Genomic DNA, 13114 nt, shown 5'->3' on the forward strand with positions numbered 1-13114 from the left:
AGCCTCCCCTGTTATCCCAACCATATTGCCTCATCTCCCCACTCCCCACTCCCTAATTGTCTAGAGTGAACGCTGTAAGCCTATCTTGTTCTTAACAGTTGTTTGGATACTGCATAAAGCTGGACTTGTACTAAAGTTGCAAGTGTAAGTTGCTAAGGGTTCCTTTTGATAGTTAAATACCCGGACATTGTAACCAAAGTTTCGTGCAGCGCTACCCAAGCGATTTACAAAGTCGTAGCGCTCTATATACTCTAGTAAGCTCCAAATTTGCTGATTTACGATCAAGTCTACTCGTGCAGGTTCTTTATCAGAAGCTGGATATGCTATCCAATTATCCAATAGCTTTCTCTCAGAGTTTTGTTGTGCCCACCATAAACTCGGAACAGTTAATCCTTGTGGATGAATTGTGTTAGCTGTGATTACATAGGCTTTTGGCTTGGTCAATAAATCTAGTTCTAAAGGCGCACTCGAAGGCGACGGTATCAGGCGGGTTTGTGCTGGCGAGGGCGACGGGATTAGTAAAGTGGTGAGGGCAATGGTTAGTAGTAATGACAATGATGTCTGGCGTTGGTGCAGCCCGCCGCAGGCATCGCACAATTTAGGTATATGCATAGCTGATACTAATTCGGAATTAAGGCATTAGTAAAAATTCGCACAATTTAAACTTTAATGGCAACGATGCGAATCTATTCAATAGTCTGATGTTTAACTTCCTGGTTGATACAGCGTCGGCTTGAGATATTCCTCCACGCTAATTAACTGTATTTGCTGCTCATCAATACTATGGTAACGACATGGATTTAGGGTTTGTGCAGAAATATTAAATGCTTCTAAAACACTTTCCCAAGCTGGGTGTTTAGAAAATGAATTATGAGCGCAATGCAGATACTCCCATAGGGCCACGAGTTACGCCCAATTGATTTTGCAACTTCAACTCGCGCCACAGTTGAGAACCTGTAATTTCACCTTGCAATAATTGACGATAGCGATGTATTATTTTAGTCACTTGATCAGGGGTTTCATTTACAAACTCGATACGAAAGTGACGTAATCCAAGGTCTATCAGACGCTGTACGTACTCTGCTCCAGTCTGGGCAGTGCCGTTAAATACAGTGTTGCGGCAACCTACATCCGCCTTGAGGATATGTTCGCTGCCTACACGATCTTTTAATTTGACTTCCTGCTTTTCACAAGGTCGCCCACAGTTAGTATGATCTGTACCTGTCGATAGAAAAGCACAGAATACGCAGTGTTCCATGTGGAACATCGGTATATGTTGATGGATTGTCACCTCAAACCACTGGGGTGGACAACTGGTGAGCAGGTCTTGCAGTTGGGTAATATTCAGGTCATAAGATGCTGTCAGCCTTTCTAAAGCAAAGCGTTGCTGAAAGTAGTCTGCCGTTAAGGGGTTAGCAACGTTGAGCGAAAAATCTCCAATACAACGGTCTTGAGCAAAGAATTGCAGTTGGTCATAGTTCCGTATTAGATAGCCATCTGCTTCACAGGCACGTACCTGCTGCAAAATCCAATTTTCTCCAGGTTTAGTAATTCGGGGTGGTGCAACCCAGATTGTGGGGAGTGGTGAGTTATCAGTTAAAAGTGAAGAATTGTCTGCTTTGTTTTTTAGCTGTTGTTGGCGAACCATTTGCACCGCTTCTCGGTAGGCGCGGGGATCTTCAAATTCACAGTAAAGTGTTTCAATCCCAGCTTTGAGGGCGGCTTGGAGTTGCTTGAGGTTTCGTACTAAGACGATGAGTGAGGGAGAGGAGAGGGATAAGGAAGATGAGGAGGGGAGTAAATCTTGGAAAGAGACATCAGAACGTAATTGCCAGCGTTTAGGTTGACTTCGCAATTCTTCCAACTGCACCACAATTTCCCGCCGCATCCGGTTTAACTCACTTACGGGCAGCATAAGGGAATTACTGAGGTGGTTGGTTAGTTTTTCCAAAACGAAAGGCGTGTTACCGAGACGACCGAATTGTTCTTGTAAACGTTCTGTATCTAAGGGTTTGGTGTGCGCCTCCACCAGAGAAATTGCAGATTCTACCTGGACAATATTACCGAGTTGATCGCGGGCGATCGCAATTAATGGCTGACCAATTTCTCCATAAACCTCAACATCAATGGGACGCTGAAATTGTGGGTTCTCGCCTGCAAAACTTTGACGCAGTTGCTTATCGAGTTCGGGATCGCTGGTTTTCCAAATGCGATCGCCTATATGCACTCGGCGCAGGTTCAAGTCATTTCGACCAAAGGTCAGTATGGCTTCTTTACCCTTGGACACCACAGCATAAACCCGGCCGCCTTCTTCCTTCGCTTCTGGATGACCGCAGTCAAATACTATTCCATCTCCCGGTTTTACAGGTGCTTCCAGTTTGATTGTTACCTGTTCGTTGTGAATGCAGGTTACTTCACCTAAATAAACCCCACGTTTTTTACCAAAGCGGGCGTGAACTAATTCTTGATTATTAATCCCGCCAAACCAACCCGTGTAGAGTCCGCGAGAAAATGCCATCTCTAAGTTGTAGTGTTCTTGATTAAGTCGAAGATGCCCCCAACCCTTAACAAGGGGGGCTATTTTCCCCCCTTTTGAAGGGGGGCTAGGGGGGATCTCCTCCATCACCCGATCTAGGGCTTGGCGATAAACACGGGTGACATTAGCAACATACTCTGGAGCTTTTAGGCGACCTTCAATTTTGAGACAAGTTACTCCTGATTTCACCAAATCGGGCAAAACATCTAACCCTGCTAAGTCTTGAGGACTGAGTAAATATTTGCGTTCTTTTAAATTTACAACTTCCCCATCAGCGATTAAATCGTAGGGCATCCGGCAAGCTTGGGCACATTCACCTCGGTTAGCAGAACGTCCGCCTAAAGCTTCGCTAGTCAAACACTGACCGGAATAAGCCACGCACAAAGCACCGTGAACAAAAACTTCCAAGGGCAGCGAAGTTTCTTGTTGGGCAATCTGCTGCTGAATTTTATTGATTTCCTGAAGAGAACATTCACGCGCCAGCACCACTAATTGACAGCCGAGAGACTTGGCAAATTCCACCCCAGCCGCACTGGTGATGGTCATTTGGGTAGAAGCATGGATGGGAAAATCGGGCGAGAGGTGACGGATGAGACGACAAATTCCGACATCTTGAACAATGACGGCATCCACGCCTGCGGCAATAATTGTGCGGAGATATTGCTGCGCTTCTGCTAATTCTTTAGGAAATATGAGTGTGTTGACGGTGACATAACCCTTTACGCCGCGACGGTGCAGAAATTTCATTAATTGGGGTAAGTCTGCTTCAGTAAAATTTTCTGCCCGCATTCTGGCATTGAAGCGATCCAAACCGAAGTAAATCGCATCTGCCCCATTTTCCACAGCAGCTTTAGCACAGTCCCAATTACCTGCTGGCGCAAGTAGTTCAGGACGTTGAAGAGAGAGTTGGGGGCGATCGCTTTTCATCAGATTTGGGATTTAAGTAGCACCATAGTGATTTTATCTAAGTTTGTGGGTGAGGGGCGTAGGGGTAGCCCATCCTACCCCTACGGGGAAGCAAGCTACACATAGCGTTTCACAGAGAACATATCGCTTTTTTAAAATAGCAAAATATTATAATATTATAAGTTGTACAGATTTTTAAACCATATTAGAAATGTCTGCGTCTTTGAATGTTGAGGATTCAGAAATTCATACTTTATAGCTTGATGAAGTTGTCTTCCTGGCTCTTCTTGCCATGCTAGCCAAGTGTAAATTTTAGCTTTATCAAGATAAGAATCTTTGAATGGTGCTCCTTTGTTTTTTGCTTCTTGTGCTACTTCCTGAGCATATTGCCAAATAGTTTCGCCTTCATCTCTAATCATGTAAGCTAAAAACGTCTCTAGCATACCTCTCATTTGGTTATCTGGCATAATCCAGATACCAAACTTAATTCCGTTTTTTGTAACGTGGATAAGTCCTGTCTCTGATATTTCTTTAGGAATGTCAGGTATACTTGGCAAGCAAGCGTTTCTTATACTCATCCAACGTGCAGGTAAATCTTCATCTGCGTCTATTATCACACCTAAATTGGTGAGTCCTGATGCTTGTAATTCAGTAGAGATAAGGTTTGCATCAATATTATCGTAACCTCCACAATCTTGTATTGATACAATTGCTTCCCTTTTATTATTACCCCAACGAATTCCGTTTTTTTCTATTAATTCTGGTATGACTCGTAAATCTTCCGGCCCTTCTACTAACAGCTTCTTGGGTTCATAACTTTTTGCCATTACTAACGTACCTCAATTTCTCTTTCAGCAGCAATGACAATTTGAGGTTCAGTGAAGACTACACTTGTTTCTTTGCCTTTTTCAATTCTGTGAATTCTAATACCATCCTCAGTGGTATCTTCTTGCTCTGCAATACTAGCTAAACTTGTCCAACAATCACTATTGTGTGTAGTTGCGAAAACTTGCACATTTAATCTTTTGGCTGTATCCCAAATCAGTTCCCACATATCAGACATCGCCGTAAAATGGAGTCCAGTATCAATCTCATCAACAAATAAGTATCCATCTTTAGCACACACTGTAGCTAGTGCTAGTCCTAAGATACGCCAAATACCATCACCCATACTGCCAATTGGTACACGCTGATTACTATCAGAAAGAAGTACAAAAAAACCGCCCCGCGAATCTAAGGAATACCTAGACTTTCGAGAACTAACTGGAGCAATCCGTTGAATTTTAGAGTCTATTCTATGAAGTGCCTGCTCTACAAGTTTTTCTTCAGGCGTTAGTACTATCTGATCAAATAGTTCAATCATCTTCTCGGTTCCTAAAGAAGATGATGTGACAAATTGTATTTTTGGTGATGGATTTTTAGGATCTCTACGCAATTGACGAGTATAATCTTCTACAAAAATCCCGCCATTAACTGATAGCGGTAGTCTCCAAAGCTTTTCTTCTCGCCCATAATTCCACTTTATATTGAAATCTAGTTCTTTTAATGCATCTGGGACTTCATCATATAGAAACTCAGGCGATGAGCTAAGTGGCTCTTTTGAAGAAATTTTGCGTTCTTCTATTGATACAATAAGCTCCTCTTGAATATTCCCATTAGTACCTGTTATTGAAAATTTACTCCCCAGTTCAATCTCGTGACCATAAAAAAGGTGACGAACATCAAGGTCTTGAGCTTGACCTAACCTTAATCTACGCTCACTACGTTCATCATCAAAAAAATATTCACTCCGGTTAGTCATTGTCTGACGTAGTGGCTCAAGATTATTCCGTGAGCATAAAAGTTGAATAGCTTCTAGTATTGATGTTTTACCGATATTGTTTTTACCAACGAGCAAGTTGATTCTACCAAGCTGCTGAAGCTCGAAAGATTGGAAACTACGGAAATTATCTATTTTTATCGTCTTCAACATAATTTTGCTAGCCGGAGACAACAAAGAGTTAATGACTAATATTTAGTATAAGCAGTCTTAACACTTCTCACTTGAGCAAAAAGCAAAAACAAGCGGTGCCTGCGGTGGGCTACGCCTACGCCTTTGTCAAGTAAGATAAATTCCGTGATATCTTTTTTCTCTGCGACACGCGAACAATGGGCTATGCCTACGCACCTTACCCCAATGCCTCAACATCCACTTTTTCCCATTCCAAGTCAACAGGCTGAAACTGACTCCAGAGGGACATTACCTGTGGCTATGCGAACACCACGCAGCAGAGTATAAACGCTAACTATATTAGATTTGAGATTGCGATCTTGAATTGTAGAGACACAATTCATCAACTATTGCCTGCACCAGTAGCAATGGTTTTGATAGCATTTAAATAGCTCCATGACAAAGGAAGCATTTAAAACAATTACTTAGGATTACAACATATACTAGTAACGTATATTTAACTAGACTTAAGGTATTCTAGCGATTTTCGTTTGGATACCATAAGCGGTAGGGGTTTACAGAAGTGTGCCTCTATGAAGGATATGCCAGTTTAGCTATAAGTTTATATCTACCGTTTTACGGGTATTAGAAAAATGAGGTTTAAAGACTGGGCGACTAGGGTGCTACTAATATCGCTGATGTTCATGGCTCTAATTGTAGTGCTGCTAATTGGACGAGCGACAAAATTACACAATAATCCGACGACATTGCGTATATCCAATCCACAGGTTACAGCCTGGAGTCAATATCCCCAGGCACAATTGCAATCAGCGAAAGAGCCAGAGAAGAAATCTCGACGTATTCCCAAGTCCCCAGTCAAGACTAACAAGCCTTTAGCAAGGTACATCACCACTCAAGCTTTTGCACAGTACAGACCTAGTTATCAAGTTGCTTCGGTTGATCCAAGTAACTATGGAGAACGCTACGCCCAAGATGCTAACGGCGTTCCTCTCAACAACCAACCGATTATCGTCCTCCATGAAACTGGTTATTCTGCTTCCAGTGCCATTAATTTTTTTCAAGTAGCCCATAGTGATGAAGGTGTGCAAGCAAGCTACCACGCCTTAATCAAGTTAGATGGAACTGTGGTTTATCTAGTACCACCAGAAAAGCGGGCTTTTGGTGCAGCTAACTCAGTATTTGAAAGTCCACAGGGATTGGAAACTGTGCAGACTAATCCAAAGTTACCAGCGTCTGTGAATAATTTTGCTTATCACGTTTCTTTAGAAACACCGCCAGATAGTTATGACAGTAATAGCCAACAAACTCATAGCGGCTACACGGAGGCTCAATATAAATCTCTTGCTTGGTTAGTTGCTCAAAGTCAAGTTCCAGACTATCGCATAACTACCCATCATCTCGTAGACCGTTCTGGTAAAAAAGTTGACCCAATAAATTTTGATGGTAGTAAATTTCTGAACTTACTTAATACTTTTCGTCAGACCAGACCAATCTATAGAGTAAATAAATAAAAAGTGGTGCGTTACGCTAGGCGATAACACACCCTACAAGATTTCTTGAAAAGAAAATCATCGCAGCTATTTGCTAAAGCTATAGATTTGCTGCTTTTCTAGGCGATCGCTAATCGATGAAGGTAGTGTACCATCCGAGAATGTCTGCCGATCCAGTTGGACTTGTAAATTACTCAAGGGATCGCAACCAGAAGAAATCAGAAATTCTAGTTTTTGGATGTATGGCAAGGTGGCGAGGTTATCCAGAATTTGGAAGATAGCTTGTATATAAGGATGGCCACTTTGTTGATACCAATCAGAGCTAGCAACTTTTGCTTGATCAAAACCCAAGTGTACTGTTAAAGATGGCTCATCAAATATAGCGATCGCTAACGGACGCGCTTCTTCTTGCAACAATAAATCATTACTTTTCGCTAAATGTCGCAGTTTTTCTAAGCGTTCATAACGTTCCGTTACAGCTTCCGGGTCATCTTGCCAATGGATTGCTACTGTCACCAGATAAGTCTGTAACAGCATGTGACCCAGCTTTTTCGCCTTTGTCGCTAGGTAATAAGAATTGTAGTCGGTTGCTTCAATTAACAATGGCACGCGATCGACTACTTCCAATCCATAGCCCTTAACTCCAGCAATTTTACGGGGATTATTGGTAATTAAACGAATCTTTTTGATGCCCAAATCCATCAGCATTTGTGCGCCCATTCCGTAGTCTCGCAAGTCAGCAGGAAATCCCAAACGCTCGTTTGCTTCAACTGTATCTAGCCCCATATCCTGTAACGAGTAGGCTTTTAGCTTGTTAATCAAGCCGATTCCTCGTCCTTCTTGCCGCAGGTATACAACTACACCTTGGCCAGCAGCCTCAATCATCTTCAGCGCAGCTTCTAACTGCATCCGACAATCGCAGCGCAAAGAACCCAAAGCATCACCAGTTAAGCATTCTGAGTGCATCCGCACCATTACTGGCTCATCTTTGAAGTTATCTGGATCGCCCTTGACAATTGCAACATGTTCTGTATTATCCAGAGTATGGCGGTAGGCGTAAATTTCAAACTGGCCAAATTGACTAGGCAGCTTGGTAATTACCTCACGATACACCAGGCGATCGTGCTGTAGGCGATAACTGATTAAATCCGCAATACTAATTATTTTTAAATTGTGACGTTTGGCATATTCAAATAATTGCTGCAACCGTGCCATTGAACCATCGGGGTTTTGAATTTCACAAATTACCCCGGCTGGATACAGCCCTGCTAGTCGAGATAAGTCTACAGCCGCTTCCGTATGCCCTGCACGTTTGAGTACACCCCCAGCTTTTGCCCGAATCGGGAAAATATGACCAGGACGACGTAAATCGGTAGGTTTTGCGGCTGGATTGAGAGTAACCTGGATAGTGCGGGCGCGGTCTTCGGCTGAGATGCCAGTTGTGACACCCAATTCTGGGCCAGCATCAATGCTAACAGTGAAGGCAGTTTGGTTCGTATCTGTAATATTGCTTACCATCAAGGGTAAGTCTAGCTCGTCTAAGCGATCGCCTGTCATTGCCAAACAAATCAGCCCTCTAGCTTCCACCGCCATGAAATTAATCGTGTCGGGTGTGGCAAATTGGGCAGCACAAATTAAGTCGCCTTCATTTTCTCTATTTTCATCATCTACCACTACAATTACACGACCAGCTTTTAGGTCTGCTAAAGCGGCATCAATCGAATCAAATTTAAAAGCTTGGGTAGGATTAGGCTGTGACACAGAAAGATTTCCAGCTACCAACGTAAATTTTTTTTACAATTTCTTCTTTTAGATTGTAGCTCCTTTATAAGGCAGAGAAGTAGACTAGCAATGATTTGATAACAGGGCAAAAATTTTTGCCGTTCAAAATGGGGATTTAAAGTGCAGCGACAGCCAAGGATGAACAGGATAAGGGGGACAAATAGAATATTTTGTCACTTCGCCGCGTCCTCTTACTTTCCGTCCGAAAAAAGTAGAGGGGTTTTAAGTGTTTTGTACGCGATGAGTCTAGTCGCTGATATTGTTGATAGCTGAGAACGAATTAACTATTCATGGGATAAGGATTTCAGATCATGGGCAAATTTAGACGCGTACCCGTTGGGATTGTTGGCGCGTCGGGCTATGGCGAAATACAGTTAGTACGGCTACTGATGGATCATCCAGAAGTCGAACTGGTTTATTTAGGCGGTGAGAGTAGTATCGGGAAATCCTTCGGGGATTTATACCCACATCTAGCTCATGCAACTAACCTGCTAATAGAAGCGGTAGAACCAGAAATAATTGCTCATCGCTGTGAAGTAGTTTTCCTGTCTTTACCAAATGGTCTGGCTTGCCAAATCGCGCCCAAACTATTAGAAAAAGGATGTAAAGTGCTGGATCTGAGTGCAGACTATCGGTTCAGGGATTTGACAACTTATACAAATTGGTATGGCATTGAGAGAAGCGATCGCACCATTGCAGCTACAGCAGTTTATGGATTACCAGAACTTTATCGCGATCGCATTGCCGAAGCTCAACTTATTGGCTGTCCTGGTTCCTATCCCACTGCTAGTCTCCTTGCACTTTCGCCACTCTTAAAGCAAGGCTTAATCGTTCCAGAAACAGCTATTATCGATGCCAAGGCTGGCACATCTAGCAGTGGACGGCAGCCTCAAACCAACTTATTACTATCTGAAGCAGATAATTCCATCGCAGCTTTCAATATCGGCCGTCACCGTCATACCCCAGAAATTGAGCAAATTTGCAGTGACTTAGCTGGTCACGAACTCATGATCCAATTTACACCCCATCTTGTCCCAATGGTACGCGGGATTTTGGCAACGGTATATGCCAAAATGAGCGATCCCGGTCTAGTGCGAGATGACTTAATCACAATTTTCTCAGCCTTCTACCGCAACTCTCCTTGGGTAAAAGTCTGCGGTAGCGGCATTTACCCCCAAACCAAGTGGGCTAACGGCAGCAATCTTTGTTATATCGGCGTAGAAGTTGACTCGCGCACAGGTCGGGTGATTGTCATGTCGGCAATTGACAATCTAATTAAAGGGCAAGCTGGTCAAGCGATTCAATGTCTAAACCTAATGATGGGCTGGGATGAAACTTTGGGATTGCCCAAGTTGGGGTTTTATCCTTGAATTAGGGGAAAGGTTACAGGGTACAGGGTACAGGAAATACCTATTCCCTATTCCCTATTCCCTATTCCCTATTTTCTACTTCGGCCCTAAACCCACAGCACCAGCATAAACGGCGCGATCGCCTAGTTCATCTTCAATTCGCAGCAAGCGATTATATTTAGCTACCCGTTCGCTGCGACAGAGGGAACCTGTTTTGATTTGACCGGCACGGGTTGCTACAGCTAAATCAGCGATCGTTGTGTCTTCGGTTTCACCAGAACGATGGCTAATTACTGAACGGATGCTGTTACGTGTTGCCAAATCAATCGTTTCCAAGGTTTCGGTGAGAGAACCAATTTGATTGAGTTTAATCAAAATGGCGTTAGCGGCTTTTTCCTGAATGCCTCTTTGCAAACGAGTAGCGTTCGTTACAAACAAATCATCCCCTACCAATTGCACCCGCGAACCTAACTTCTGGGTCAGCAATTGCCAACTTTGCCAATCTTCTTCATGTAAACCATCCTCAATTGACACAATTGGGTATTGGTCAACAAGTTGTCCTAAATAATCAATAAACTCAGCCGGGGCGTGAGGTTTACCATCGTAAACATACTGGCCATTTTTGTAAAATTCGCTAGCAGCCACATCCAAAGCCAAAGCTACTTCTTCTCCTGGCTTATAACCAGCTTTCTTAATGGCAGCAACCAGCAATTCCAAAGCCACCTGATTAGATTCGAGGTTCGGGGCAAACCCGCCCTCATCGCCTACACCAGTAAGCAAACCCTTCTCATCTAATACCTGACTGAGGGTAGCAAATACCTCTGCACCCCAGCGCAATGCTTCCCGAAAGGAAGTTGCGCCAATTGGGACAATCATAAACTCTTGAAAATCCACATTGTTTGATGCGTGTGCGCCACCGTTAATCACGTTCATCAACGGCACTGGGAGCAAATTCGCTAAAGGGCCACCCAAATAGCGATATAGAGGAATATCTAGAGATTCAGCACCTGCTTTGGCTGCTGCTAGGGAAACCCCCAAAATCGCATTCGCGCCCAAACTGGATTTGTTAGGAGAACCATCTATAGCGATCATCGTGCGATCTAGGAGTTCTTGGTTGAGGGCATCCAAGCCTAGTAATTTTGGTGCAAGCGCTTCTTTGACGTTTTGTACTGCCTTGAGTACGCCTTTGCCCCCATAACGGCTTTTATCGCCATCACGCAGTTCGTGAGCCTCAAAAGTGCCTGTGGAAGCACCACTGGGAACCTGTGCTAGTCCGACAACACCGTTGGCTAAATGCACTTCGGCTTCGATTGTCGGTCTACCGCGTGAATCAAGAATTTCACGGGCTGCGATCGCTTCAATTGCAGTGTCTAAAAATTTACTCATCTGTACTTTATCCTTTATTCGAGTGTGTTACGCATCTAGTCCAGTTGCCTAACCCAATCGCTAGCTTATGCTGTTAAGAGACTTTATTGGCTGAGATTAAAGAATATTTCTAGAGATTTTGTCAATGAATTTTTAATTTTGTGTTTTTGATTAGACTCATTTCCATTTATCCCATTTTGTTAGCCAATGGTGAGCATTTAGTAAAATTTGGCACTACCAACCATGCAGAGGTCGGCTTTTAAGTATATTACTTATATAAATATTTACAATCATTTCTACTATCGACAAATAATATTCCGTGTCAAAATTCAGATTAATCAAACATACCTTGTAAATATGATGATAGGCAAAATCCTGGCTGGGCGCTACGAAATTATCAGCAAACTGGGAGAAGGTGGTTTTGGGACTACTTACCTAGCTATTGATAGGAAATTGCCTGATAAAGACCAGTGTGTTGTGAAACACTTCTCACCTAAAGCCACAGATTTAAATACTTTGTTCCATGCCCGACGGCTATTTGAAACCGAAGCTAAAGTACTCAACCGCTTAGGGAATCATGATAGGGTTCCGCGCCTGCTAGCGCATTTTGAAGAAGATCAAAAGTTTTATTTAGTTCAGGAATTTATTGCAGGTTATGACTTGAGTCATGAAATCAATCCAAACAAACAATGGAGTCAAGAGAAGGTAATTGCTTTGTTACAGGATATATTGGAGGCATTAGAATTCCTCCATCAGAATAATGTTATCCACCGAGATATTAAGCCCTCGAATTTAATGCGGCGTCAACAGGATGGGAAGATCGTTCTAATTGATTTTGGAGCAGTAAAACAAACCGGTTCTCAGACGGTGAATGCTCAAGGACAAATGATATCAACAGTTGTAGTTGGCACACCTGGTTATATACCCAGTGAACAAAATCAAGGACAGCCCAGGTTATGTAGTGATATTTATGCAGTCGGAATCATTGGTATTGAAGCTCTGACGAATTTAAATCCTATGCAGTTACCAAAAGATAATCTGACGGGTGAAATTATCTGGCGTGACCAAGCACAGGTTAGCCAACAGTTCGCAGAGATTATAGATAAAATGCTCAAGTACGACTTTCGACAGAGATATCAATCGGCAACAGAAGCGTTGCAAGCACTAGGAAAATTGACACCAGCTAATCGTCCTGCGAAATCAATTTGGCAGAAGGCTATTATTGGTTTGGGAATTGCGACATTAGCCACTATTATTGCCTTTTTGTTTATCATAATACCGCGTAATAATAGCCTAAAAAACTATAGTAATACCGTTTATGGAATCAGTATAAAATATCCTACAGATTGGGAAAAGACTGTAACTCCAGACCGTATTACTGGCAATCTAGTTAAATTTATTTCGCCTAAAGAAGGTAATGCAGATAACTACTTAGAAAGTCTTAATTTAATTGTTCAAGATTTTCCAGAACCTCAAAAAGAACTAGAACAATTTACTAAGTCTTATTTGGATGAAATCAAACAGTCTTATCCAAATATTAAAATTATTCAAGAAGGTAAAAGTCAACTATCAAATACACCTGCCTATCAAGTTGTTTACAGTTTTGAAGAAGATGGAATGAATATTAAACGCTTGCAGATTTGGATGGTGAAAACTAATCTGACTTTTCACGGGATGTGGAAAAGGGGATTGGTTCGCGACCAGCTATCGCGAACCAATCCTCTGGACTTAAGAT

General features: G+C 42.6%; 10 protein-coding genes. 3 read left to right on the top strand and 7 right to left on the bottom strand.

Annotation, left to right across the window (positions count from 1 at the left end):
• Positions 1–60 precede the first annotated feature (60 nt).
• The 5 genes from GNF10_RS29785 to GNF10_RS29805 form a co-directional block, all read right to left on the bottom strand.
• On the bottom strand, positions 61–612 hold the full coding sequence (locus GNF10_RS29785; RefSeq protein WP_185581290.1) for a hypothetical protein: 552 nt from the start codon (positions 610–612) through the stop codon (positions 61–63).
• 93 nt (positions 613–705) lie between these two features.
• Positions 706–903, bottom strand: coding sequence for a hypothetical protein (locus tag GNF10_RS29790; protein ID WP_185581291.1), 198 nt, complete (start codon positions 901–903; stop codon positions 706–708).
• Complete coding sequence (locus GNF10_RS29795) at positions 869–3463, bottom strand: U32 family peptidase (protein ID WP_185581292.1); 2595 nt, start codon at positions 3461–3463, stop codon at positions 869–871. The genes GNF10_RS29790 and GNF10_RS29795 overlap by 35 nt, the downstream gene beginning before the upstream one ends.
• Before the next feature lie 155 nt (positions 3464–3618).
• A complete protein-coding gene (locus GNF10_RS29800) occupies positions 3619–4269 on the bottom strand; it encodes a DUF3226 domain-containing protein (protein ID WP_185581243.1) in 651 nt (216 codons plus the stop codon).
• Between the two features lie 2 nt (positions 4270–4271).
• On the bottom strand, positions 4272–5414 hold the full coding sequence (locus GNF10_RS29805; RefSeq protein WP_185581244.1) for an ATP/GTP-binding protein: 1143 nt from the start codon (positions 5412–5414) through the stop codon (positions 4272–4274).
• A 611-nt stretch (positions 5415–6025) separates the two neighbouring features.
• Here GNF10_RS29805 and GNF10_RS29810 point away from each other — a divergent pair.
• Positions 6026–6904 carry a peptidoglycan recognition family protein gene (locus GNF10_RS29810; RefSeq protein ID WP_185581245.1) on the top strand — a complete coding sequence of 293 codons (879 nt, stop codon included), beginning with the start codon at positions 6026–6028 and terminating at the stop codon, positions 6902–6904.
• Between the two features lie 66 nt (positions 6905–6970).
• Here GNF10_RS29810 and ribBA read toward each other — a convergent pair whose 3' ends face one another.
• On the bottom strand, positions 6971–8644 hold the full coding sequence (gene ribBA, locus GNF10_RS29815; RefSeq protein ID WP_185581246.1) for a bifunctional 3,4-dihydroxy-2-butanone-4-phosphate synthase/GTP cyclohydrolase II: 1674 nt from the start codon (positions 8642–8644) through the stop codon (positions 6971–6973).
• 332 nt (positions 8645–8976) lie between these two features.
• On the opposite strand from ribBA, the gene argC reads away from it, so the two are divergent.
• A complete protein-coding gene (argC, locus tag GNF10_RS29820) occupies positions 8977–10035 on the top strand; it encodes an N-acetyl-gamma-glutamyl-phosphate reductase (RefSeq protein WP_185581247.1) in 1059 nt (352 codons plus the stop codon).
• A gap of 75 nt (positions 10036–10110) precedes the next feature.
• Here argC and eno read toward each other — a convergent pair whose 3' ends face one another.
• The gene (eno, locus tag GNF10_RS29825) at positions 10111–11400 is read right to left on the bottom strand and encodes a phosphopyruvate hydratase (RefSeq protein ID WP_185581248.1); all 1290 of its coding nucleotides are present in this window, start codon (positions 11398–11400) and stop codon (positions 10111–10113) included.
• 336 nt (positions 11401–11736) lie between these two features.
• Between eno and GNF10_RS29830 the strand changes: the two genes are divergently transcribed.
• Positions 11737–13114: serine/threonine-protein kinase (locus GNF10_RS29830; protein WP_260446241.1), on the top strand; the 1378-nt coding region annotated here is incomplete at its 3' end.

Source organism: Nostoc sp. UCD121, from assembly GCF_014222285.1.
Classification (GTDB): domain Bacteria; phylum Cyanobacteriota; class Cyanobacteriia; order Cyanobacteriales; family Nostocaceae; genus Nostoc.

Coding starts and splice junctions, on each gene's coding strand:
- GNF10_RS29785 (WP_185581290.1), bottom strand. CDS start 612: ATGCATATACCTAAATTGTGCGATGCCTGCGGCGGGCTGCACCAACGC.
- GNF10_RS29795 (WP_185581292.1), bottom strand. CDS start 3,463: ATGAAAAGCGATCGCCCCCAACTCTCTCTTCAACGTCCTGAACTACTT.
- GNF10_RS29800 (WP_185581243.1), bottom strand. CDS start 4,269: ATGGCAAAAAGTTATGAACCCAAGAAGCTGTTAGTAGAAGGGCCGGAA.
- GNF10_RS29805 (WP_185581244.1), bottom strand. CDS start 5,414: ATGTTGAAGACGATAAAAATAGATAATTTCCGTAGTTTCCAATCTTTC.
- GNF10_RS29810 (WP_185581245.1), top strand. CDS start 6,026: ATGAGGTTTAAAGACTGGGCGACTAGGGTGCTACTAATATCGCTGATG.
- argC (WP_185581247.1), top strand. CDS start 8,977: ATGGGCAAATTTAGACGCGTACCCGTTGGGATTGTTGGCGCGTCGGGC.
- eno (WP_185581248.1), bottom strand. CDS start 11,400: ATGAGTAAATTTTTAGACACTGCAATTGAAGCGATCGCAGCCCGTGAA.